Annotated in this window: 24 protein-coding genes; 16 read left to right on the plus strand and 8 right to left on the minus strand. The window is 70.5% G+C overall.

The annotated features are described in order from the left end of the window. Positions 1-31 precede the first annotated feature (31 nt). Complete coding sequence (locus AB0G10_RS00515; protein ID WP_360914303.1) at positions 32-1,837, minus strand: PAS domain-containing sensor histidine kinase; 1,806 nt, start codon at positions 1,835-1,837, stop codon at positions 32-34. A gap of 76 nt (positions 1,838-1,913) precedes the next feature. Continuing rightward, positions 1,914-2,126, minus strand: coding sequence for a hypothetical protein (locus AB0G10_RS00520; protein WP_360914306.1), 213 nt, complete (start codon positions 2,124-2,126; stop codon positions 1,914-1,916). A gap of 256 nt (positions 2,127-2,382) precedes the next feature. On the opposite strand from AB0G10_RS00520, the gene AB0G10_RS00525 reads away from it, so the two are divergent. Together AB0G10_RS00525 and AB0G10_RS00530 are read left to right on the plus strand one after the other, a co-directional pair. After that, entirely contained in the window at positions 2,383-3,594 is a 1,212-nt protein-coding gene (locus AB0G10_RS00525; protein WP_360914309.1) for a S8 family serine peptidase, read from the plus strand. A gap of 122 nt (positions 3,595-3,716) precedes the next feature. Further along, positions 3,717-4,100 carry a response regulator gene (locus AB0G10_RS00530; RefSeq protein ID WP_360914312.1) on the plus strand — a complete coding sequence of 128 codons (384 nt, stop codon included), beginning with the start codon at positions 3,717-3,719 and terminating at the stop codon, positions 4,098-4,100. A gap of 104 nt (positions 4,101-4,204) precedes the next feature. On the opposite strand, the gene AB0G10_RS00535 is transcribed toward AB0G10_RS00530, so the two are convergent. Both AB0G10_RS00535 and AB0G10_RS00540 read right to left on the minus strand, forming a co-directional pair. Beyond that, entirely contained in the window at positions 4,205-4,957 is a 753-nt protein-coding gene (locus AB0G10_RS00535; protein ID WP_360914314.1) for a class I SAM-dependent methyltransferase, read from the minus strand. Continuing rightward, positions 4,954-5,715: an SDR family oxidoreductase gene (locus tag AB0G10_RS00540; protein ID WP_360914317.1), complete on the minus strand. Its 762-nt coding sequence runs from the start codon at positions 5,713-5,715 to the stop codon at positions 4,954-4,956. Before AB0G10_RS00540 ends, AB0G10_RS00535 begins: the two co-directional genes overlap by 4 nt. A 45-nt stretch (positions 5,716-5,760) precedes the next feature. On the opposite strand from AB0G10_RS00540, the gene mshA reads away from it, so the two are divergent. Beyond that, positions 5,761-7,125: a D-inositol-3-phosphate glycosyltransferase gene (gene mshA / locus AB0G10_RS00545; protein WP_360914320.1), complete on the plus strand. Its 1,365-nt coding sequence runs from the start codon at positions 5,761-5,763 to the stop codon at positions 7,123-7,125. Continuing rightward, positions 7,119-7,595 carry a YbjN domain-containing protein gene (locus AB0G10_RS00550; protein ID WP_360914323.1) on the plus strand — a complete coding sequence of 159 codons (477 nt, stop codon included), beginning with the start codon at positions 7,119-7,121 and terminating at the stop codon, positions 7,593-7,595. Before mshA ends, AB0G10_RS00550 begins: the two co-directional genes overlap by 7 nt. A gap of 425 nt (positions 7,596-8,020) precedes the next feature. Here AB0G10_RS00550 and AB0G10_RS00555 read toward each other — a convergent pair whose 3' ends face one another. Continuing rightward, positions 8,021-9,274 (minus strand): MFS transporter, encoded by a 1,254-nt coding sequence (locus AB0G10_RS00555; RefSeq protein ID WP_360914326.1) that lies wholly within the window; start codon positions 9,272-9,274, stop codon positions 8,021-8,023. Between the two features lie 114 nt (positions 9,275-9,388). Between AB0G10_RS00555 and AB0G10_RS00560 the strand changes: the two genes are divergently transcribed. Continuing rightward, positions 9,389-10,138, plus strand: a complete 750-nt coding sequence (locus AB0G10_RS00560) for a phosphoglyceromutase (protein WP_360914329.1) — start codon at positions 9,389-9,391, stop codon at positions 10,136-10,138. An 81-nt stretch (positions 10,139-10,219) separates the two neighbouring features. On the opposite strand, the gene phoU is transcribed toward AB0G10_RS00560, so the two are convergent. Beyond that, positions 10,220-10,873 (minus strand): phosphate signaling complex protein PhoU, encoded by a 654-nt coding sequence (phoU, locus tag AB0G10_RS00565; protein ID WP_360914332.1) that lies wholly within the window; start codon positions 10,871-10,873, stop codon positions 10,220-10,222. Positions 10,874-11,070: 197 nt separating this feature from the next. On the opposite strand from phoU, the gene AB0G10_RS00570 reads away from it, so the two are divergent. From AB0G10_RS00570 to AB0G10_RS00590, 5 genes are all read left to right on the plus strand, one after another. Beyond that, positions 11,071-12,351 carry an ATP-binding protein gene (locus AB0G10_RS00570; protein WP_360914335.1) on the plus strand — a complete coding sequence of 427 codons (1,281 nt, stop codon included), beginning with the start codon at positions 11,071-11,073 and terminating at the stop codon, positions 12,349-12,351. A gap of 74 nt (positions 12,352-12,425) precedes the next feature. Further along, a complete protein-coding gene (locus AB0G10_RS00575; RefSeq protein WP_014447701.1) occupies positions 12,426-13,109 on the plus strand; it encodes a response regulator transcription factor in 684 nt (227 codons plus the stop codon). 40 nt (positions 13,110-13,149) lie between these two features. Further along, positions 13,150-13,281 carry a helix-turn-helix domain-containing protein gene (locus AB0G10_RS00580; RefSeq protein ID WP_360914338.1) on the plus strand — a complete coding sequence of 44 codons (132 nt, stop codon included), beginning with the start codon at positions 13,150-13,152 and terminating at the stop codon, positions 13,279-13,281. A 75-nt stretch (positions 13,282-13,356) separates the two neighbouring features. Beyond that, a complete protein-coding gene (locus AB0G10_RS00585) occupies positions 13,357-13,560 on the plus strand; it encodes a hypothetical protein (protein WP_360914341.1) in 204 nt (67 codons plus the stop codon). Beyond that, on the plus strand, positions 13,487-14,047 hold the full coding sequence (locus AB0G10_RS00590) for a transposase (RefSeq protein ID WP_360917908.1): 561 nt from the start codon (positions 13,487-13,489) through the stop codon (positions 14,045-14,047). The genes AB0G10_RS00585 and AB0G10_RS00590 overlap by 74 nt, the downstream gene beginning before the upstream one ends. Here AB0G10_RS00590 and AB0G10_RS00595 read toward each other — a convergent pair. Then, positions 14,044-14,877: a hypothetical protein gene (locus tag AB0G10_RS00595; RefSeq protein WP_360914344.1), complete on the minus strand. Its 834-nt coding sequence runs from the start codon at positions 14,875-14,877 to the stop codon at positions 14,044-14,046. The two genes, AB0G10_RS00590 and AB0G10_RS00595, sit on opposite strands and share 4 nt — an antisense overlap. Before the next feature lie 85 nt (positions 14,878-14,962). Between AB0G10_RS00595 and AB0G10_RS00600 the strand changes: the two genes are divergently transcribed. Then, entirely contained in the window at positions 14,963-15,775 is an 813-nt protein-coding gene (locus AB0G10_RS00600; protein ID WP_360914347.1) for a sugar phosphate isomerase/epimerase, read from the plus strand. Positions 15,776-15,857: 82 nt separating this feature from the next. Here AB0G10_RS00600 and AB0G10_RS00605 read toward each other — a convergent pair whose 3' ends face one another. Further along, the gene (locus AB0G10_RS00605) at positions 15,858-16,394 is read right to left on the minus strand and encodes a CGNR zinc finger domain-containing protein (RefSeq protein ID WP_360914350.1); all 537 of its coding nucleotides are present in this window, start codon (positions 16,392-16,394) and stop codon (positions 15,858-15,860) included. A gap of 87 nt (positions 16,395-16,481) precedes the next feature. On the opposite strand from AB0G10_RS00605, the gene AB0G10_RS00610 reads away from it, so the two are divergent. From AB0G10_RS00610 to AB0G10_RS00630, 5 genes are all read left to right on the plus strand, one after another. Then, positions 16,482-17,381: a proline dehydrogenase family protein gene (locus AB0G10_RS00610; protein WP_360914353.1), complete on the plus strand. Its 900-nt coding sequence runs from the start codon at positions 16,482-16,484 to the stop codon at positions 17,379-17,381. A gap of 144 nt (positions 17,382-17,525) precedes the next feature. Continuing rightward, positions 17,526-17,738 (plus strand): helix-turn-helix domain-containing protein, encoded by a 213-nt coding sequence (locus AB0G10_RS00615; protein WP_014447695.1) that lies wholly within the window; start codon positions 17,526-17,528, stop codon positions 17,736-17,738. Between the two features lie 187 nt (positions 17,739-17,925). After that, the gene (locus AB0G10_RS00620) at positions 17,926-18,027 is read left to right on the plus strand and encodes an AURKAIP1/COX24 domain-containing protein (RefSeq protein WP_007465623.1); all 102 of its coding nucleotides are present in this window, start codon (positions 17,926-17,928) and stop codon (positions 18,025-18,027) included. 75 nt (positions 18,028-18,102) lie between these two features. Then, on the plus strand, positions 18,103-19,194 hold the full coding sequence (locus AB0G10_RS00625) for an NAD-dependent epimerase/dehydratase family protein (RefSeq protein WP_360914356.1): 1,092 nt from the start codon (positions 18,103-18,105) through the stop codon (positions 19,192-19,194). Beyond that, positions 19,191-20,189 (plus strand): lysophospholipid acyltransferase family protein, encoded by a 999-nt coding sequence (locus AB0G10_RS00630; RefSeq protein WP_360914359.1) that lies wholly within the window; start codon positions 19,191-19,193, stop codon positions 20,187-20,189. Before AB0G10_RS00625 ends, AB0G10_RS00630 begins: the two co-directional genes overlap by 4 nt. Positions 20,190-20,302 lie beyond the last annotated feature (113 nt).

The raw sequence follows: 20,302 nt of genomic DNA on the forward strand, positions 1-20,302 counted from the left end.
GAAGGCCGGTCCCGAGTGGGCCGGCCTTCCGCTATGCGGGGGCCCGCTCCATCGTCACCAGCAGGCGGGCGCCGCGCGGGGAGACGGGCTCGTAGCGGACCGAGCCGCCGTTCGCCTCGATCAGATGCCGGACGATGAACAGGCCGAGGCCCGCGCCCTTGATCCCGGCGCCCTTGACGATCCGGTTGAAGACGCTCGGCAGCACGTTCTCCGGGATGCCCGGCCCGCTGTCCTGCACGACCAGCAGCACGCTGCCGTCCTGCCGGTCGGCCCGGACCAGGATCGGCGGGGAGCCGTGGGCCAGGGCGTTCTTCAGCAGGTTCTCCACCACGACGGTGAAGTGGCCCCGGTCGGCCAGCGCGGTCAGGTCCTCGTCGATCGCGATCTCGACGCCGCCGTCCCCGTCGCCGGTGAGCGCGTCGCGGACCGTACGCACCACCTCCAGCAGCGGCACCGGCACCCGCCGGGCGGTGACCGCGCCGGTGTCCAGCCGGAAGAGCAGCTGCAGGTCGTTCATCATCCGCACCAGCCGGCGGGTGTTCTTGTCGATCTTCGTGGCGAGTTCCAGGCGGATGTCGTCGGGCAGGTCCGCCCAGTCCGCGCAGAGCAGCTCGGCGAGGCTGGCGATCGAGCTGATCGGCTGCGCCACGTCGTGCGTCAGCATCGAGGTCAGGTCGTTCTTGAAGGCGAGCGCCGCGGCGAGCTGGGCGTTGCCCCGCTCGAGCTCGGCGGCGTGCTCGCTGAGCGCGTCCTCGGCGTGCTTGCGCTCGGCGATGTCGACGCAGGTGGCGACGTATCCGCGGGTCGCGCCGGCGGCGTCCGGGATGGCGGCCATGGTGGCGAGGACCGGTACGGCGGTGCCGTCGGCGCGCGGGATCGTCCAGTCGCCGCCGCCGGTTCCGGGCGGGGGCAGCGGCGGCGGATCGCGCGCCACGTCGTCGTCGGGGAGGCCGGTCAGCTCGCGCCAGCGCCGGTTCACGTCGATCACGTGGTAGTTGGCGTCGAGCACCATGACGGCCTCGTTCATCGACTGGAGCAGGGCGTGCGCGAAATCCTCCCGGTCGCTGTCCGGCGCCTCGCCCGGCGGGCTCACCGGCTCGGTGCCCGGCGTGCCGCCCGGCATGCTGCCCGGCTCGGTGCCCGGCGGGCCGTCCGGGGCGCGGGCCTCCGCCTCCGGCCCGGCGGCCGGGGCGGATTCCGGCGTCGGCGCGGCTGAGGCCGTACCCGGGAAGGGGTTTTCGGAACGAAGAACCGGATCCTGGGAAGCCGGGCGGGCCAGGATCGCGCCGGCCGTCAGCAGCAGCGAGGCGAGCGCCTGATCGGACGGCATGACGGCGTCCGGCCCACCTGCGGGCAGGAGGGCCGGATCGAGAAGGCGGGTGAGGAGGGCGACGAGCGCAATCACGGCGGCGCCCAGCAGCAGCGGCTCGGCGAGCCGGAACGAGGTCGCGTCGTCCTGCCGGAGGGAAGGGACGGCGATCCGGGTGGCGGAGCCGTCGTGCCGGGGCAGCCGCACGTCGAGGCAGGCCAGCGCGAGTCCGGAGAGCAGCGTGGCGGCCGAGGCGGCGGGCTGGTCGCCGAGTCGGGTCACGGCCAGGCCGGCGGCGGCCAGCGCGAAGAGGGCGGCGAACCCCGTGCGGACGCGGGCGGCCAGGTCACCGGCGGCCGGCGCCACCTGCACGAGGAGGGCGACACCCGCCGGAAGCAGCGCGACCGCCGGAGTGGGCAGCGGCCCCTCCGGCGGTACGACGTCGTCGAGGGTGCGCGCGTCCAGGAAGCCGAAGACGGCGACCATGGCCCCGGCGCACCCGGCGATCAGCCGGGACAGCCTGCCCACGCCATGCGCCGCGATATGCACATTTCCCCCAAAGACGTGAGGAAACGAGCATAACGCGGCTTACCGGCGCCGGCGGTTACTTGCCCGCCCAGCCGAAGCCCTCCTCGATGCGGATCTTGGCCGCGATCTTGAGGATGTCGGCGTCGTACCGGTTGGCGTGGTGGCCGCAGAACGCCAGATCGCCACCGCTGGCCAGCTCGACCTCCAGCTTGGCGGCCGCACCGCAGCGATCGCAGCGCTCGGTCAGCTCGCCTACGGTGTCGATCTCGGGCGACAGCAGAGTGGTCATATCGCTCTCCTTGCTGGGTGGCGGTGCAGCGGTCCTGACAGCAGAGAAATTCGGCACGCCGCACCGTCGACTTAAAGGTTCCCGGTGTGATCAGCCCGATCGAAATCGGCCTGATCGGTGGCAACCACAGCGCACCCCGGCGGGTACCGGAAGTGCTCCCGTGTCCGAACAACATTTCCCTCAAGTCGCTTCCGGCATGCCTCGCAGACCTTCCTGCCTTGGCTGCCGGGGGCAAGCCACTTCCGAGAGGACATGCATGTTCGGTATCGACGCCCGCCGCAAGACCGTACGTCTCGTCGCCGCCGCGAGCGCCGCAACCGTGACCTTCTTCGGACTGACCGCACCGGTCGCCGCCGCGCCGACCGGCACCGTCGCCGGCGCCGGCGCCGCGAACGCCGTCGCGGGCAGCTACATCGTGGTGCTGAAGCCCGGCTCGGACGCCGTCTCGTCAGCGTCGCAGAAGCTGGCCCGGGAGTACGGCGGAACGGTCGGCGCGAACTACCTCTCGACCGTACGCGGATTCCAGCTCCAGGCGACCGCGTTCCAGGCGGCCCGCATCGCCGCCGACCCGTCGGTGCAGTACGTCGAGCAGGACGCCACGATCCGCCCGGCCGGCGCCGTCAGCACCCAGGCCGAGCAGGTGACCTGGGGCCTCGACCGGATCGACCAGCGCACCGCGAAACTCTCCCGGTCCTACCGCTACACCCCCGCCTCGGACGTCACGGCCTACGTGATCGACACCGGTGTGCGCGTCTCGCACCAGGAGTTCGGTGGCCGCGCCCGCAACGGGTACGACTTCGTCAACGACGACAGGACCGCCGAGGACTGCAACGGTCACGGCACGCACGTGGCCGGCACCATCGGCGGCGCGAAGTTCGGCGTCGCCAAGGACGTCGACCTGGTCGCGCTGAAGGTGCTCGGCTGCGACGGCTCCGGCAAGTTCTCCAACTTCATCGCGGCCGTCGACTGGGTGACCGCGCACGCGAAGCTGCCCGCCGTGGCGAACATGAGCCTCGGCGGCCCGGTCAGCAAGGCCCTCGACGCCGCCGTGAACCGGTCCATCGCGAAGGGCGTCACGTACGTGATCGCCGGCGGCAACGAGAACAAGAACGCCTGCAAGTCCTCCCCGGGCGGCACCCCCGACGCGATCACGGTCGGCGCCGTGGACAAGGCCGACAAGCGGGCGTCGTTCTCCAACTACGGCACCTGCCTCGACCTGTTCGCGCCCGGCGTCAACATCCAGTCGGCCGGTAAGGCCTCGAACACCGCGGTCAAGACGATGAGCGGCACCTCGATGGCGTCGCCGCACGTGGCCGGCGCGGCCGCCCTCGTCCTCGGCGCCCACCCGGACTGGACGCCCCGCAAGGTCCGCGACGACCTGGTCGGCCACGCCGTCTCCGGCGTCGTCCGTAACCCCGGATCCGGCTCGCCCGACAAGATGCTCTTCACCGGCCACCTCGCCTCCTGAGGCACCTTCCGTCCCGCGTGCCCCGCGACGCGTTCCCCCAGCCCTTTCTAAAGGTCAAAGCGGCGTACGGGAGCGCGCGCGGCGGATAGCGTGAGGATCGACACCAGCCCCGAGGAGGACCAATGTCCGAGGCGCCGGTCGCCGAGAAACCGACCGTCCTGGTCGTCGACGACGAAGAGGATCTGCGCGACATCATGCGCCGGATGCTGGAGCGCCGTGGATACGCGACGCTGGTGGCCGGTGATCACGAAGAGGCCATCTCGGTCTGCCGTGACCACCCGGAGATCGCCGCCCTGGTCACCGACCTGACCCTGCCGGGGCTCGGCGGTGGTGAGCTGGCCGGCGCGGTCGGCGACCTGCGTCCGGGACTGGGCGTCGTGTTCATCTCCGGGCTCCCGAAGGACATCGCCGTCACGAAGGGCCTGGTCGACGAGGACGCGCTGCTGGTGAAGAAGCCGTTCACGGCGGATGCGCTGCTGGAGGCCCTGAAAACGGTGCTGTCCTGAAGAACGGGGCCCGCCCTCCCAGGGGGCTCCCCCTCGAACAGTGTGGCGGCGATGGCGTCCCTCCGCGGGGCGCCCTGTGGACGAACCGCCGCTGTGGACAACCCTCAGACCGGCCACGGCACCGTCAGCTCGCCCAACCTCCACCGCCCCGGCCCGTCAACCACCGGCCACCCCTCACCCCGCATCCGCCGCACCGTGGCCATCCACCGCTGCCGTGGCCCGAACGGCGTAGCCTCCGTCTCCCACGCCTTCCCGAGCGACCGCAACAGCTCATGCACCGGATGACCGGGAACATTGTGGTGGATCAGCGCTTTGGGCAGACGTTCCGCGAAGATCGCCGGGTGTTCCAGCGTCGGCAGCCGGGCGGAGAGGGTCAGCGTGCGGGGCATGCCGGCCTCCACGACGGTCCAGGTCGCGATCCGGCCCAGTTCGTCGCAGGTGCCTTCGATCAGCAGCGCGCCTCCGGCGGTCATCGTCCGCCAGGCTTCGGCGACCTCCTCCTCGGCGTACTGGCGGAGGACGTTGAAGGCGCGCACCACGTGCGGGGTGAGGCCGGCCAGTTCGAAGCCGCCGCGGCGGAACTGCAGGAACGGCGGGTCGGCGAAGGGCTGGGCGGCTGCCACGCGTACCGGATCGATCTCCAGGCCGATCACCGTGACGTCCGCGCGCACCGTGGACGCCAGGCGGCCGCGGAGTTCGACGGCGGTGACCGGGGAGGCGCCGTAGCCCAGATCGATGACGAGCGGCGAAGCCGCTTCTTTCAGGAGCGAGGAGCAACGGTACGAGAGGAAGTTGTCGACGCGTCGCAACCGGTTGGGATTGGTCGTCCCCCGGGTGATCGCGCCGACCGGCTTCATCCCTGCTTCTCCCGGTGGACCTTGTGCTGGGCGGCCTGGGCGATCGGGCGCACCACGAGCCGGTCGATGTTGACGTGGTGCGGGCGGGTCGCCGCGAAGGCCACGATGTCGGCGATGTCGTCGGCTACCAGCGGCTCCTTCACGCCGGCGTAGACCGCGGCGGCCTTGTCCTCGTCGCCGCCGAACCGGTTGACGGCGAACTCGTCGGTCTTCACCATGCCGGGGTCGATCTCGATGACCCGGACCGGCTTGCCGGCGAGTTCCAGCCGCAGCGTCCCGACCAGGGCGGTCTGCGCGTGTTTGGCCGCCGTGTAGCCGCCGCCACCCTCGTAGACCACGAAGGACGCGGTCGAGCCGATCGTCACGATCGTGCCGCGGCCGCTCGCCTCGAGGGCCGGGAGCAGCGCCTTGGTGACGCGCAGGGTGCCGAGCACGTTCACGTCGTACATCCACTGCCAGTCGTCGACCGAGCCGTCCGCCACCTGGTCGGCGCCGCGGGCCCCGCCCGCGTTGTTGACCAGCAGGGTGAGCGTGCCGTCCAGGCCGGCCACCGTCGTGGCGAGCCGCGCCACCGATTCGTCCGAGGTCACGTCGCACTCGACGGCGGTCGCGGCCGGGCCGATCTCGGCGACCAGGGCGTTCAGCCGATCGGTGCGCCGGGCCACGGCGACGACGTGGAATCCCTCGGCGGCGAGCCGCCGGGCGGAGGCCGCTCCGATGCCGCTGGAGGCGCCGGTGACCACTGCGATATCTGCCATGCCTCGATCTTCCCCCAATGACCTGGATCACCCTCGCTCGGCTGCATGGTGGTTCGGCGTCCGCCGATGGGGAAGATGAACGTTGGCGCAACAAGTTTTCACACCGTCAACGCATCGGAAGCGGAGGGAGCCGACGTGGCTGAGCTGACGGGCCCCCACCGCATCGCGACGCTCTCGGTGCACACGTCACCGCTGGAGCAGCCGGGCACCGGTGACGCCGGCGGCATGAACGTGTACATAGTGGAGGTCTCGAAGCGCCTGGCCGCCCGCGGTGTCCAGGTGGAGATCTTCACCCGGGCGACCCGGGGCGGGCTGCCGCCGCTGGTCGAGATGTCGCCCGGCGTGCACGTCCGGCACGTCACCGCCGGTCCGTTCGAGGGCCTCGACAAGGAGGAGCTGCCGTCGCAGCTCTGCGCCTTCGCGAACGGCGTGCTGCGGGCCGAGGCCGCGCACCCGCCGGGCCACTACGACCTGATCCACTCGCACTACTGGCTCTCCGGGCAGGTGGGCTGGCTCGCCCGGGAGCGCTGGGGCGTGCCGCACATCCACACGGCGCACACCCTCGCCAAGGTCAAGAACCTCTTCATCGCGACCGGCGACCGGCCCGAGCCGCGGGCCCGGCTGATCGGCGAGGAGCAGGTCGTCGCCGAGTCCGACCGGCTCGTGGCGAACACCCGGTTCGAGGCGCAGGACCTGATCGAGCACTACGCGGCCGACCCGGCGCGGGTCAGCGTGGTGCAGCCCGGCGTCGACCTGGAGCGGTTCCGGCCGGGTGCCGCCGACCGGGCCCGGTTCGGGCTGCCGGAGCGCGGCCGGATCATCGCCTTCGTCGGCCGGATCCAGCCGCTCAAGGCGCCCGACGTGCTGATCTCCGCGCTGGCCGCGATGGACACCCGGGACACCACCCTGGTGATCTGCGGCGGGCCCAGCGGCAGCGGCCTGGACCGGCCGTCGTCGCTGATCGAGCTGGCCGCCTCGCTCGGCGTCGCCGACTCGGTGGTGTTCCTGCCGCCGCAGACCGGCGCCGACCTGGCCGCCCTCTACCGGGCCGCCGACCTGGTCGCGGTGCCGTCGTACAACGAGTCGTTCGGGCTGGTCGCGCTCGAGGCGCAGGCGTGCGGCACGCCGGTGGTGGCGGCCGCGGTCGGCGGGCTCGTCACCGCGGTCCGGGACGGGATCAGCGGCGTGCTCGTCGACGGGCACGACCCGGAGGACTGGGCGCGGGTGCTGGACCGGTTGCTCGGCGCGCCCGCCCTCCGGCGCCGGCTCGCCACCGGCGCGGTCGTGCACGCCTCGCAGTTCTCCTGGGATCGCACTGCCGACAACCTGCTACGGGTCTACCGTGACGCGGTGACCGAACACCGCGCGCTGATCACAGCGCGTCTGGAGGGGGCGACGTACGCATGGTGACCCAGCTGATCAAGGCATTCCTCACCGACCGCGAGCTCGACTGGGAGCCGACCGGCGAATCGTCCTTCGTGGTCACCCTGCCCGGCAACCACAAGCTGAAGACCGCCTGCAACCTGATCGTCGGCGAGCACTCGCTGCGGGTCGAGGCGTTCGTGATGCGCCGCCCGGACGAACGGCACGAGGACCTCTGGGCCTGGCTGCTGCGCCGCAACGCCCGGATGTACGGGGTCGCGTTCTCGATCGACGCGGCCGGCGACGTCTACCTGACCGGCCGGGTCTCGCTCAAGGGCCTCGACGAGGAGGAACTGGACCGGATCCTCGGTTCGGTGCTGACCTACGCCGACGAGTCGTTCGACACGATGCTGGAGATCGGCTTCGGCTCGTCCATCCGCCGCGAATGGGAGTGGCGGGTCAAGCGCGGCGAGTCGCTGGCGAATCTGCAGGCCTTCAAGCACCTCGCCGAGGGCTGACGCCGTAAGGCCCTTGAAGTTGATCTATGTTCCAGGTGAACTTTTGTCTTTCTCGAGTCGTGATTTCTTCCGAACCCGAGAGCCCGGACGAGTGATTGGCGGATCGTCCGATCGGTTGGTTGTTGGTTCCTGTGACGGTCGGAACAGATGTCGACACGAAATCGGGTTGTGAGGCTTGACTGCCCCAACTAGCGTGGTCGATGGACGCCGAACCGTCAGTTCGGGGAACGGGTCGATCAGCAATGATCGCCGCGGATCGGCGTTTGGGGACGGGTGGCATGAGCCGTTGGGGGACGGCGCGACCCGAGACCGGCGGTTAGTGCGGGCGGCGCCTATGGGGATGGGTGTCGCCCGCCGCCGCCGGTGCTTTTGTTTCCGGGTCTAATCGTTCGGGTAATGCTCATTCGGGTCACTGTCCGATGTGTTCAGTGGACGGTTGTCTCGAGTTCCCGTTCGGCGATCGCGATCTCTTCCGTACGCCGCAGCGCCGCCCGCCGTGCCCGCGCCGGCCCGGACAGCAGTTGTCCCACCGAAGCGATCGCGCACAGTCCGAAACAGCCCACCCACAGGACCGCGTCGCCGCCCTTCTGCAGGATCAGCCCGCCGAGGATCGGCGCGAGGGCCGTCCCGATCGACCAGGAGAGCGAGTTCAGCCCCTGGTAACGGCCCCGGAGATGGGGTGGCGAGAGGGCCGCCACGGTCGCCGCGTTGCTGGGCGACTGGAGCATCTCGCCGAGGGTCCACACCACCACGGTGACGGCGAACATCAAGGCGCTGTCGGCGAACGCCACCAGCCCGAACCCGACCCCGATGATCAGTCCGGCGAGCGCGAGGACCCGGGCGCTGTCCCGGCCGCCGATCAGCTTGGGCACGAAGAGCTGGCCGAGAACGATCAGCACGCCGTTGACCGCGATGACCAGTCCGTAGGTCGCCGCCGACAGCCCGTCGTCGAGCATCGTGAGCGGCAGCGTCGACGAGTGCTGCAGGATGACCAGCACGGACGCCAGGTTGAGCACCAGGTAGAGCAGGAAGACCCGGTCGCGCAGGGCGGTGCCCATGCCGCCGGCCGGCATTGCGGCGCCGTGCGTGCGGACCCGGGCCGGCCGGGTCTCGGCCAGGAAGATCGCCGTGATGATCGCGGTGAGCAGCGTCGTCCCGGCGTCGACCGCGAAGAGCAGGAAGTAGTCGACCTGGGAGGCCAGCCCGGCCGCGACGGCGGCGAGCGCGAAGCCGAGGTTGATCGCCCAGTAGTTCAGCGAGTAGGCCCGGACCCGGTCGTGCTCCGGCACGACGTCGACCATCATCGCCGAGAACGCCGGCCGCACCCCCTCGGCGAACATGCCGAGCAGCAGCGTGACCGCCGCGATCTGCCAGTAGTCGTGGGCGAAGCCGAGGGTGAGCATCAGCGCCGCCGCGCCGAACTGCGCGGTCAGCATGGTCGGCCGGCGTCCCCAGCGGTCGGCCAGGACGCCGCCGGTCATGGTGCCGATCGCGCCGCCGACGCCGTAGAGGCCGAGGACGATGCCGGCCTGCGTCTGGCTGAAGTGCCGGTCGCCGGTGAGGTAGATGCTGAGGAACAGCACCACGAACGAGCCGACGCGGTTGATGAGGGTGCCGGTCCAGAGGAACCAGAACTGCCGGGGGAGTCCGCCGGCCGCCTCACGTAACCAACCCGACACGATGCCCCCGTAAGTAGTGATCTCGCTCCTTTGCCTTACAACCTAAGATCCCGCGCAACCGACTTTCCAGCCCTCGTGATCCGGGTGACTCCACCGCGGGGGAAGATGTTGTCCATGACTGGAACCCTGGTGCTGCTGCGACACGGCAACAGCGAGTGGAATGCCAAGAACCTCTTCACCGGCTGGGTCGACGTGGACCTGGACGCCAAGGGTGAGGACGAGGCCCGTCGTGGTGGCGAGCTGCTCAAGGAGCAGAACGTGCTGCCCGACGTGGTGCACACCAGCCTTCTCCGTCGCGCGATCCGGACCAGCGAGATCGCGCTGCACCTCACCGATCGGCACTGGATCCCGGTGAAGCGCTCGTGGCGGCTCAACGAGCGCCACTACGGTGCCCTGCAGGGCAAGGACAAGAAGCAGACCCTTGAGGCGTACGGGGAGGAGCAGTTCATGCTCTGGCGCCGGTCCTACGACGTGCCGCCGCCCCCGATCGAGGACGACTCCGAGTTCTCCCAGTTCGGCGACGCCCGCTACGCGAGCCTTCCGCCGGAGCTGCTGCCGAAGGCGGAGTGCCTGAAGGACGTCCTCGAGCGGGCGCTGCCCTACTGGTACGACGAGATCGTCCCGGACCTGCGCGCCGGTAAGACAGTCCTGGTCGCCGCGCACGGCAACTCGCTGCGGGCCATCGTGAAGCACCTGGACCAGATCTCCGACGAGGCGATCGCCAAGCTGAACATCCCGACCGGCATCCCGCTGCGCTACGACCTGGACGAGAACCTGCGCCCGACCAACCCGGGCGGCGAGTACCTCGACCCGGTGGCCGCGAAGGAAGCGGCGGCCGCGGTGGCCGCCCAGGGCAAGAAGTAGTTCGAGAACGACGGAGGCCGGGACACCCCCGTGGTGTCCCGGCCTCCGGATCCTCGGGCTGTGAGAGGGCCCGGGATCGAATCAGTTCGCTCCGGCCGGCGCCTCTCCGGTGACCAGGTAGATGACCTGCTCGCCGATGTTCACGGCGTGGTCGGCGTACCGCTCGTAGAAGCGGCCGAGCAGCGCGCCGTCGATAGCGGTCTCGGCGCCGTACGGCCACGCGTCGTCCAGCATGATCTTGAACAGGTGCCGCTCGGCGTCGTCGATCCGGTCGTCGTCCGACTCCAGCTCGGCGGCGAGCGACACGTTCGGCGAGCCCAGCAGCTCGATGATCTTCGCGGCCATCTTGTCCGCGACCTCGGCCATCTCCTGGAACGTGGGCCGCAGCTCGGCCGGCACGGCGGGCGACGGGTGCCGGCGCTTGGCCGTCTTCGCCACGTGCTCGGCCAGGTCGCCCATCCGCTCGAGGTCGGCGGAGATGTGCAGGGTGGTGATCACCCGGCGCAGGTCGCTCGCGACCGGCGCCTGCCGGGCGATGATGTCGGCCACCTTCAGCTCGACCTGCTCGTAGATCTTGTCGACCTCGGCGTCCCGCTCGATCACGGCCTCGGCGGCCTTGAGGTCGGCGGTCAGCAGCGCGGTCGTCGCCTTGCGCAGAGTGGCGCGGACCGACTCTGCCATGGTCACCAAAAGACGGCCTACCTCGACGAGGTCGGCCTGGTACTCCTCGCGCATGTCTGTATCCCGGTGCTCCTCAGGGCCGGCCCTAGGTCCGGGCGGCCGGTTGTGCTGCTCACGGTATGTGGACCCGGCGGCCTGAACGTGAACACCGGTGAACGACGCCAGGCGTAGTGGTGAACATTATTCGAAGCGGGCCCCTTTTGTACCTTTGGCCCTGTAGCGCAGGTAAACAATGACCCTACGATCGCAGCGTGGAGTGGGATTACGCCGTCGGCCTCGTCCTGGTCGCGCTCGCCGTCGGTGTGGGAGCGGGGCTTGCACTGGCCCGGGTCCGTCGGCTGGGCGAGCCGGCCCGGAGCGGGCCGCTGGAGGGGAGCGCCGCCATCGAACCGGACGATGACCGCCCGGCAGGGAAGAACGGCCTGAAAGGGCTCGGCCGCAAGAGCCTCGACTCGTTGCGGGTGGGCGTCGTCGTCCTCGACGCGGACGACTACCCGGTTCTGGTCAACCCGGCCGCCCGGGCGATGGGACTGCTGCGCTCGGGTGGCGCGCCGGGCACGATCGCGGCGCACCCGATCCTGCGGACCCTGGCCGGACAGGTGCGGCGGACCGGCGTACGCCGGGAAGTTGAACTTGATCTTCCAAGGGGTCGTGCCGGTGGGGCGCAGGCTCCGCTCGGCGTGCACCTGCGGGCCGTCGCGCTGAACTCGACGCATGTCGCGATCGAGGCTGCCGACGTGACCGAGGCGCATCGGCTGGCCCGGGTCCGCCGCGACTTCGTGGCGAACGTGAGCCATGAGCTGAAGACGCCGATCGGCGCCCTCCAGCTGCTGTCCGAGGCGCTGCTGGACGCCACCCAGCTGCCGGAGACCTCGCTCGAGACGCAGTCCGAGGACGTGCTCGCGGCGCGCCGGTTCGCCGAGCGCATCCACCACGAGTCGGCCCGGATGGGCCGGCTGGTCAGCGAGCTGCTGGAGCTCACCCGCCTGCAGGGCGCCGAACCGCTGCCGAACCCGGAGCCGGTCCCGCTGGACTGGGTCATCGCCGAGGTGGTGGACCGGACCCGGACGACGGCGTCCGCCAAGAACATCGAGGTCTACTACGACGGTCCCAAGGGCGCCATGGCGTACGGCAGTGACAGCCAGATCGCCACCGCCGTGACCAACCTCGTGGAGAACGCGATCGCGTACTCCGGCGAGGACACCAAGGTTTCGCTCACCATGCGGCAGAGCGACGACTGGATCGAGATCGACGTCGCCGATCAGGGCATCGGCATCGCACCCACCGACGTCGACCGGATCTTCGAACGGTTCTACCGCGCCGATCAGGCGCGGTCCCGTTCAACCGGTGGCACCGGCCTCGGCCTGGCCATCGTCAAGCACATCGCCACCAATCACGGCGGCCGTGTCGACGTCACCAGCGCCCTCGGCGACGGTTCTACGTTCACCCTGCGCCTACCTGCGCGACCCCCCGAAGCCGCCTCGCCGTCACCGACGGCGATTGAGATCGAGTCCGGTGTGGCCGGGCGCTGAGTCTTCCGGGCGGCTCCGCCGCAACACCCGGAAAACCGTATTACGCCCGGCTGCCGACGACGGAAGGAACTGCATTGGCCCGCGTGCTCGTGGTCGAGGACGAGGAGTCGTTCTCCGACGCCCTGTCGTACATGCTGCGCAAAGAGGGTTTCGAGGTGTCGGTCGCCGCGACCGGGACCTCCGCCCTCACGCAGTTCGACCGGACCGGTGCCGACATCGTGCTCCTCGACCTGATGCTGCCGGAGATGTCCGGCACCGAGGTCTGCCGCCAGCTGCGGCAGCGCTCGGCCGTACCGATCATCATGGTCACCGCACGGGACAGCGAGATCGACAAGGTGGTCGGGCTGGAGATCGGCGCCGACGACTACGTCACCAAGCCGTACTCGCCGCGTGAGCTGGTCGCCCGCATCCGTGCGGTGCTGCGCCGCCAGGGCACCGAGGCGGCCGAGGTGACCACCCCGACGCTCGCCGCCGGCCCGGTCCGGATGGACGTCGAGCGTCACGTCGTCACCGTCGACGGCGCCGGCGTCCAGCTGCCGCTCAAGGAATTCGAGCTCCTCGAGCTGCTGCTCCGCAACGCCGGCCGGGTCCTCACCCGGGGCCAGCTGATCGACCGCGTCTGGGGCGCCGACTACGTCGGCGACACCAAGACCCTCGACGTCCACGTGAAGCGCCTGCGCTCGAAGGTCGAGCCCGAGCCCTCGGCGCCGCGCTACATCGTCACGGTGCGTGGTTTGGGTTACAAGTTCGAGCCGTAGCCTCTATTGCTTGACGCCTAGTAGGCGCTAGGCTAGCGGGATGCTGCGGCGATTCCGCTATCGGGTGTACCCGGATGCTCGGCAGGAGCAACTCCTCGCCAAGGCGTTCGGGTGCGCCCGGCGCGTGTTCAACGACGGCTTACAGGCCCGCCTCGACGCGGGCCTTCCTTAAATCGACGACGCCGCGCTGAGCCACCAGGTCATCACGGAGGCGAAGAAGACCGACGAGCGCAGTTGGCTGGTCGAGGTGTCCACCGCGATGTTGCAGCAGGCACTCATCGACCTGAACGCCGGCTTCCGCTACTTCTTCGCCTCACTGGCGGGCCGACGATACAAACCGCCCGAATTTCCGGTCGGCCAAGGACCGGCGGCAGCGGATCCGGTTCGCCAAGAACGCCAAGTTCCGGTCGTTCGTCGTGCGAGTGGACGAGGAACGCTTGCCGAGGTGTGACACCGAGGTCGGCATCGACCTCGGGTTGATCAGTTTCGCGGCGTTCTCGGACGGGACCAAGGTGGTGGCGCCGAAGTTCCTCCGGCTCGCCGAGCGACGACTGCGGCGGCGGTATCAGGCGCTCAGCCGCAAGGCGCGGGGAAGCGCCAACCGAGCCAAGGCGGTGGCCGAGGTGGCTCGTGCTCATGCTCGGGTGGCCGACACCAGGCGGGACTGGCAGCACAAACTCTCGACGAGGATCATCCGCGACAACCAAGCGGTGTACGTCGAGGACTTGTGTGTCGCAGGCTTGGGGCGTGCCCTGCGGCTGTCCAAGTCGGTGCACGACGCCGGGTGGGCGCAGTTCGTCCGCATGCTGGAGTACAAGGCCGCCCACCGCGGGCGAGATTTCGGCAAGGTCGGCCGGTTCGAACCGACGACCCGACGCTGCTCGTCCTGCGGTGTGGTGGGAGAACGGCAGCCATCGTGCGCGGCCCCAGGGTTCTAACTCTGGGCGGCTCGGGGTGAGGCCGGCTCGCGGCCGCCCCGCTTCTTCGGCGGGCCGGCTGCCACGGTGGCCGGGTGGATGGCGATCAGGCCGGATTTGAGGCGCGCCTCGCAGAGGGCGGCGAGCTTGGCGTAGGCCGGCTCGCCGATCAGCTCGGTCAGCTCCGGGCCGTACGTCACGTACATCGGCTCGGTGCCGACGTGGGCGTCCGGGGACGAGGTGCACCACCAGGCCAGGTCGTGGCCGCCGGGACCCCAGCCGCGCCGGTCGAACTCGGTCAAAGTGGACTGGAGGAGCTTCGTGCCGTCGGCGCGTTTGATCCAGTCCTGTTCCCGGCGGATCGGCAGCTGCCAGCAGACGTCCGGCTTGTACTTGAGCGGGTGCACGCCGTCCCGGAGGGCCTGGGCGTGCAGGGCGCAGCCGCCGCCGGCCGGGAAGTCCGGATCGTTCAGGAAGACGCACGGGCCGTCACCGGATCGGGTGGCAGTTCGGCGCGCGGGCTTGGTTCCGTCGACCGAATCCATCTCGGTGTAGTTCTTGAAACCGCGCCGATAGTGCTGCCAGGTCTGCGGGCTGAGCTTCGCGGCGGCCGACCGGACCCGGCTCTCGTCGTCGGCGTCGGTGAAGAAGGCGCCGTGCGAGCAGCAGCCGTCGCCGGCCCGGCCGGGCACGATGCCGCGGCAGGCGGAGCCGAACACGCAGGTCCAGCGGGAGAGCAGCCAGGTGAGGTCGGCGCGGACGAGATGTTGTTCGTCGTCGGGATCGAGGAACTCGATCCACTCCCGAGGGAAGTCGAGCGGGACCTCGGCGGGCGGCTGCGTGCGGCTCATCCGCCTCAGCGTACGCCCATCGGTGGATCATGACCGTTTAGAGCTGATATATCCGGGCGTGCCGGACGCGGCTACGCTTGGAGGCGTGAGTTCCCGCGTTCCTGTGCTTCTCTCCAGCTCCTCGGTCTTCCCGGAGCCGACGGCGGCCGCGTTCGAGATGGCGGCCACGGTGGGCTACGACGGCCTCGAGGTCATGGTGTGGACCGACGCCGTCAGCCAGGACGCCGGCGCCCTCAAGGGACTGGCCGACCACTACGACGTCCCGGTCCTCTCCGTTCACGCCCCCTGCCTGCTGGTGACCCAGCGGGTGTGGAGCTCCGACCCGTGGGAGCGGCTGGTCAAGGCGGCCCAGCTGGCCGAGACGCTCGGCGCCCCCACCGTGGTGGTGCACCCGCCGTTCAGCTGGCAGCGCGACTACGCGAAGAACTTCGCGGAGGGCCTCGCGAAGGTGCGCGACCGGCACCCCGACATCTCCTTCGCGGTGGAGAACATGTTCCCGGTGAAGATGGCCGGCCGCTGGTTCGTGCCCTACACGCCGGGCTGGGACCCCACCGAAACCGGCTTCGACGCCTACACGCTCGACCTGTCGCACTGCGCGGCGTCCCGGATCGACGCGCTGGAGATGGCCGACAAGATGGGCGCCGGCCTGCGTCACGTGCACCTCGGCGACGGCACCGGCGAGGGCCGCGACGAGCACCTGGTGCCGGGCCGCGGCAACCAGCCCTGCGCCGAGCTGCTGCGGTCGCTGGCCGGGCGCGGCTTCACCGGCTCGGTGGCGCTGGAGATCAACACACGCAAGGCGTCCAGCCGGGCGGCGCGCGAGGCCGACCTGCGCGAGGCGCTGGAGTTCGCCAGGCGTCACCTGACCCCGGCCGAGACCGCCATCACCAAAGCCTGACCACCCACCCCGCCGCCCGGCGCTGCCGCGGCCTCGCCTAGATCGCTGCGAGGGCTAGGGGGAGGCGGGAGGCGGGGGGCTCTCAGGCGGGGGTGAGGCTCGCCGCTCGCTTGCGGGCGCGGTGCGCCGCCACGTGCGAGCGGGTGGCGCAGCGCTCCGAGCAGAAGCGCCGGCAGTTGTTCGACGACGTGTCCAGATAGACGTTGCCGCAGCGCTCGTCGGCGCAGATGCCGAAGCGGGCGCTGCCGAACTCGCAGAGCCACACCGAGAGGCCCCACGCCGCGCCGGCGAGGTATTCGGCGCTGACCGACGAGCCGCGGCTCGTCACGTGCATGTGCCAGTCGCTCGCGTCGTGACCGGAGATGCGCGGCTGCACCGGGTAGGCCTCGAGCATCGTGTTCAGCTCGCGCACCGCCTCGGCGTCCCGCCCCGACGTGCCGTACTCGAAGACCTCGCGCAGACGCCGCTGCGCGCGGCGGAAGGCGACCACGTCCTTCTCGGCGACCTGGTCCCGCATGTAGGCCTGCTCGCCGGAGAACAGGGCCCGTAACCCGGCGAGATCGTCCAGTCCGGCGTTGACGAGGTCGACTGCCGTCCGGGCGTACGCATCGAAGTTCACCCGACAACGGTAGCCGCAGGTTGCCGGGTAGGGCATGTATGAAGCGCGGCGGGGTTTGCGGACTCGCCCGGAGGTTACCCTCGGCACATGCTCCGTTCCCTCTTTCTCGCCGCGGCCGGCTCCTCCCGGCTCGAGCGCCTGGTCGAGTCAGCACCCGTCAGCAAGGGAATCGTGCGGCGGTTCGTCGCCGGGCAGGACGCCGACGAGGCCCTGCGGGTGAGCAGGGAACTCGCCGACGACGGGCTGGGTGTCACGCTGGCCCGCCTGGACGGCGGCACCGGGTCGGCGGAGCAGGCCGCCGAGGTCCGGGACGGCTACGTGGCGGTGCTGGGCCGGCTGCGCGACGCCGGCCTCACGCCGGCCGCCGAGGTGAGCGTCAAACTCTCCGCGCTCGGCCAGGCGATCGACGAGAGGCTGGCATACGAGAACGCGCACACGATCTGCGCGGCCGCCGACGAGGCCGGCACCACGGTGACCCTGGACGCCGAGGACCACGGCACCACCGACGCGATGATCGAGACGGCGCTGGAGCTGCGGAAGGACTTCCCGCGTACCGGGGTGGCCCTGCAGGCTCATCTGCGCCGGACCGAGGGGGACTGCCGGGAGCTGTCGGCCGAGGGCTCCCGGGTGCGGCTCTGCAAGGGGGCGTACGCCGAGCCGGAGTCGGTGGCGTTCCAGTCGGCGCTCGACGTCGACAAGTCGTTCGTGCGCTGCCTCAACATCCTGATGTCCGGCGAGGGATACCCGATGGTCGCGACGCACGACCCGCGGCTCGTCGCTATCGCCGAGGACCGGGCCCGCTGGTTCGACCGCTCGACCGGGGAGTACGAGTTCCAGCTCCTCTACGGCGTGCGCCCGGAGGAGCAGGCCCGGCTCGCGGCCGGCGGCCACACGGTCCGGGTCTACCTGCCCTACGGCGACCAGTGGTACGGCTACCTGATGCGCCGGATCGCCGAGCGCCCTCTCGCGCTGCCGAAAAGAAAGTAACTCAATAGGGTCAAAACTTCGCATCACGGGTGTGTCGGACTTGACTTTTTGTAGGCAAATTACGGAACGCATCGCGTTGGTCACAGCCGTATCGATACCGTTCTGATGACACGCACGTGCCTGCGAAAGGATCGGTGCGACGAGATGACGGGTCCAGCCCAGACCGAGGAACGACTCTCGGAGGTACGGTTCCTGACGGTGGCCGAGGTGGCCGCCCTCATGCGGGTTTCCAAGATGACCGTCTACCGGCTCGTGCACGGCGGTGACCTCACCGCGGTGCGGGTCGGCCGGTCGTTCCGCGTGCCGGAGCACGCGGTCCACGAATACCTGCGCGGCGCGTTCTCGCAGAGCGCCTGACGACCGGCCGCCCCCGGCGCCTGCCGGGGTCGTGTTGGCCTGATGCGACCGCCCCGGTACGCTGGAGCGGTTGGTTCCCGGGTGCGCGCGCTGATCCATGGCGCGACAGCCCCGGGCGCCGTCCAGTCCGGTACCGGCCGTGCCCTCGGGCGCGGTGGTCCACCCACAGGTTCGAGAGGCTTTTCGTATGGGCTCCGTGGTCAAGAAGCGCCGCAAGCGTATGGCGAAGAAGAAGCACCGCAAGCTGCTGCGCAAGACCCGCGTCCAGCGTCGCCGTCTCGGCAAGTGACGGACGGCCGGGCGGATCGCCCGGCCGAGTCCGGATCTTGCCGCTTTCCGAGGCTCGCATCGAAAGGTGCACCCCGTGGTGACCTCACCGCCCAGCGTTGTCGTGGTCACCGGAGTCAGCCGATATCTCGGCGCTCGGGTGGCCGCACGTCTCGCCGCTGATCCACGGATCGATCGTGTCGTCGGCCTGGACCCCCACGACCTTCCGGCAGGTCTTCGCGGCCTGCTGGACGGGGTGGAGCACATCCGGGCCGACGCGCGCGCGGCCACCGAAGCCATCGCCGAGCTCGGCGCCGAGGCCGTCGTCCACCTCGCGGTGACGAGCGTGCCCGACGCGCAGCACGGGCGCGCCGCGATGAAGGAACAGAACGTCATCGGCACCATGCAGGTGCTCGCGGCCGCCCAGGGCGCGCCCGGCCTGCGCAAGCTGGTGGTGCGCTCCTCGACGGCCGCCTACGGCGCGTCCTTCCGCGACCCGGCGGTCTTCACCGAGGACACCGAGCCGCGTGCCGTGCCCCGCGGGCCGTTCGCCCGCGACATCCTCGACATCGAGGGATACGTGCGCGGCTTCCGCCGGCGCCGCCCCGGGGTCGCCGCCACCGTGCTGCGCTTCGCCCCCATGATCAGCTCGACGGCCGAGACCTCGCTGACCCGCTACTTCGCCCAGCCCGTGGTGCCGACCGTGCTCGGCCGCGACGCCCGGCTCCAGTTCGTCCACGTCGAGGACGCCCTCGAGGTCCTGCACCGCTCGGTGATCGAGGACCATCCCGGCACGTTCAACGTGGCCGGCGCCGGCGTCCTGATGCTCGCCCAGGCGGTCCGCCGGGCCGGCCGGATCGCCCTGCCGCTGCCCGAGTCGGCGCTCTCCACCGGCGCGTCCCTGCTCCGCAACCTCGGCGTCGAGCAGATCGGGCTGGACCAGATCGACCTCTTCGTGCACGGTCGGGTGGTGGACACCTCCCGTCTGATCGCCGAGTTCGGCTTCACCCCGCGCACCACCGCGGCCGCCTTCGAGGAGTTCATCCAGGCGCACGCGGCCGGCTCCACGCTCACGGTGGACCGGCTCGCTGCGGCGGAGCACGCCATCCTCGACGGCATCCGCCGGGTCCGGGCCGCGGCGGACGCCGCCCCGGCCGACGGTGTGCCGGTGGGAAGCGACCGGTCGTGAGTCAGGACGAGTACCGCCGTGACGTGCTTCCCGGACACGCCGACTTCCAGCTGCCGCGCCCGGCGCCGGTGCAGCGGGTGAACGGCAAGCGGCCGATCCCGGAGCGGACGCCCCCGGCGCCCGCCGCGCGGGAGCGGGCCACCGAGGACGCGGCGGACGTCTGGGACCGGCGCGTCGCGGACGGCCTCGCCTTCCTGCGCCGGCGGCTGGCCGGGGCGTACGAAGTGGACGAGTTCGGCTTCGACCCGGAGCTCACCGACACGGTCTTCCAGCCGATCCTCAAGCTGCTCTACCGCGACTGGTTCCGGACCGAGGTGCTCGGCATCGAGAACGTGCCGGCCGACGGTGGGGGCCTGGTGGTCGGCAACCACTCCGGCACGCTCGCGCTGGACGCGCTGATGCTGACCGTCGCGATGCGCGACAAGCACCCGGCCGAGCGGCACCTGCGCCTGCTCGGCGCCGACCTGGTGTTCCGGATGCCGGTGATGAGCGAGCTGGCCCGCGCGGCCGGCGCCACGGTGGCCTGCAACCCGGACGCCGAGCGCCTGATGACGAGCGGCCAGCTGGTCGGCGTCTTCCCGGAGGGCTTCAAGGGCATCGGCAAGCGCTTCTCCGAGCGCTACAAGCTGCAGCGCTTCGGCCGGGGCGGGTTCGTGTCGGCGGCGCTGCGCACCGGCACCCCGATCATCCCGGTCGCGATCGTCGGCGCCGAGGAGATCTATCCGATCCTCGCCGACGTGAAGCCGCTGGCCCGGCTGCTCGGCATCCCGTACTTCCCGGTGACGCCGACCTTCCCGCTGCTCGGCCCGCTCGGTCTGGTGCCGCTGCCGAGCAAGTGGCTCATCCAGTTCTGCGAGCCGATCCCGACGGCTCACCTGACCGAGTTCGCCGACGACCCGCTGGTCGTCTACAACCTCGCCGATCAGGTGCGGGAGACCATCCAGGCCACCCTGCACGAGCTGCTCGAAAAGAGGCCCGACGCGTTCGGACCGTGACCGCACGGTGACACATCGTTGCGAATCACTGGAATGAATCGCCCGGACCGTCCTATAGTGACAAGTGAGGGGCGGCCCCGAAGTCTCACGACTTTCGGCACCGCCCCTCGCCA

It is taken from the genome of Actinoplanes sp. NPDC023714 (genome assembly GCF_040639855.1).
Taxonomy (GTDB): domain Bacteria; phylum Actinomycetota; class Actinomycetes; order Mycobacteriales; family Micromonosporaceae; genus Actinoplanes.

What these genes read in the sequence shown, in the direction of transcription:
- AB0G10_RS00520 (WP_360914306.1), bottom strand. Translation starts at nt 2,126, where the DNA reads ATGACCACTCTGCTGTCGCCCGAGATCGACACCGTAGGCGAGCTGACC.
- AB0G10_RS00525 (WP_360914309.1), top strand. Translation starts at nt 2,383, where the DNA reads ATGTTCGGTATCGACGCCCGCCGCAAGACCGTACGTCTCGTCGCCGCC.
- AB0G10_RS00530 (WP_360914312.1), top strand. Translation starts at nt 3,717, where the DNA reads ATGTCCGAGGCGCCGGTCGCCGAGAAACCGACCGTCCTGGTCGTCGAC.
- AB0G10_RS00535 (WP_360914314.1), bottom strand. Translation starts at nt 4,957, where the DNA reads ATGAAGCCGGTCGGCGCGATCACCCGGGGGACGACCAATCCCAACCGG.
- AB0G10_RS00540 (WP_360914317.1), bottom strand. Translation starts at nt 5,715, where the DNA reads ATGGCAGATATCGCAGTGGTCACCGGCGCCTCCAGCGGCATCGGAGCG.
- mshA (WP_360914320.1), top strand. Translation starts at nt 5,761, where the DNA reads ATGGTGGTTCGGCGTCCGCCGATGGGGAAGATGAACGTTGGCGCAACA.
- AB0G10_RS00550 (WP_360914323.1), top strand. Translation starts at nt 7,119, where the DNA reads ATGGTGACCCAGCTGATCAAGGCATTCCTCACCGACCGCGAGCTCGAC.
- AB0G10_RS00560 (WP_360914329.1), top strand. Translation starts at nt 9,389, where the DNA reads ATGACTGGAACCCTGGTGCTGCTGCGACACGGCAACAGCGAGTGGAAT.
- phoU (WP_360914332.1), bottom strand. Translation starts at nt 10,873, where the DNA reads ATGCGCGAGGAGTACCAGGCCGACCTCGTCGAGGTAGGCCGTCTTTTG.
- AB0G10_RS00580 (WP_360914338.1), top strand. Translation starts at nt 13,150, where the DNA reads ATGCTGCGGCGATTCCGCTATCGGGTGTACCCGGATGCTCGGCAGGAG.
- AB0G10_RS00595 (WP_360914344.1), bottom strand. Translation starts at nt 14,877, where the DNA reads ATGAGCCGCACGCAGCCGCCCGCCGAGGTCCCGCTCGACTTCCCTCGG.
- AB0G10_RS00610 (WP_360914353.1), top strand. Translation starts at nt 16,482, where the DNA reads ATGCTCCGTTCCCTCTTTCTCGCCGCGGCCGGCTCCTCCCGGCTCGAG.
- AB0G10_RS00615 (WP_014447695.1), top strand. Translation starts at nt 17,526, where the DNA reads ATGACGGGTCCAGCCCAGACCGAGGAACGACTCTCGGAGGTACGGTTC.
- AB0G10_RS00620 (WP_007465623.1), top strand. Translation starts at nt 17,926, where the DNA reads ATGGGCTCCGTGGTCAAGAAGCGCCGCAAGCGTATGGCGAAGAAGAAG.